Raw genomic sequence first — 807 nt, forward strand, 5'->3', positions numbered from 1 at the left:
GTCGTAGATTACGGCCACCGGGAACATATCTGTCCGGAGCGACATGGCCGCATCGATCTTGAAAGAAAGCAGGTTGATCAGGAGGTCCTTGGCCTCTCGTGTGTTCAGCCGGTCCGGGACGTCGATCACCGTGCATATCCCACGCTGGCCAAGCAGCTCCACCATATCCAGCCCCTCTTCCGCGTTCATACACGCCTCCAGGTATGGATCTCCCAGGATGGTGTCCAACCGGTTGAAGATCGGTGAGACGATCTGGCGCTGCCGGGCCTCGCTCTCGTTATGGTATTGCTGCAGGGTCTCTCGATTCAATCCCGCCGGCATGCCATCGATCACTTGCTTTCGGTACTTCGGGTCTGTGAAGATCCGGATCACCTCGGCCAGCTTCCCAGTCTGCATCCCCATCACGGCCGCCCGCAGGAATCGCTGGGTCTGCGCGCCGGCTGTATCCGTATTATCCTCGAAGAACGCCAGCATGATCTGTGAAAGCCTCGCTTTGGCCTGCGGGGCGTGCAGCACCTCCCGGAAGTCCAATGACACAACCTGTTCCCCCAGTACGATCCTGCGGCGATTCTCCGCCGTCAGCGCGTGGGAAACCTGCTCCCACATCTCCGACTTTTTCGGATCCACCATGACGGCGGAGAATCCCGCCCGGACAAACCCAATCGCCCGGTTGCAGCCGAATCCCTTCGTCTTCCCACTTCCCATCCCGCCGATCGCCACCGTCGGCAGACAAAGCTGGTCCCAGTCCTTTACCGGGAACGCCACCGGTACCGTCTGCTTCTTGAAGGCCACCTCGCCGATCCGGAT

Annotated in this window: 1 protein-coding gene; it reads right to left on the reverse strand. The window is 60.3% G+C overall.

Going from position 1 to position 807, the window contains the following annotated elements:
- On the reverse strand, positions 1–807 hold an 807-nt coding region (locus tag ACSEXW_RS28615; protein ID WP_500797275.1), incomplete at both ends, for a type IV secretory system conjugative DNA transfer family protein.

Source organism: Oryzibacillus soli (genome assembly GCF_051594765.1).
Lineage (GTDB): Bacteria > Bacillota > Bacilli > Paenibacillales > NBRC-103111 > Paenibacillus_AR.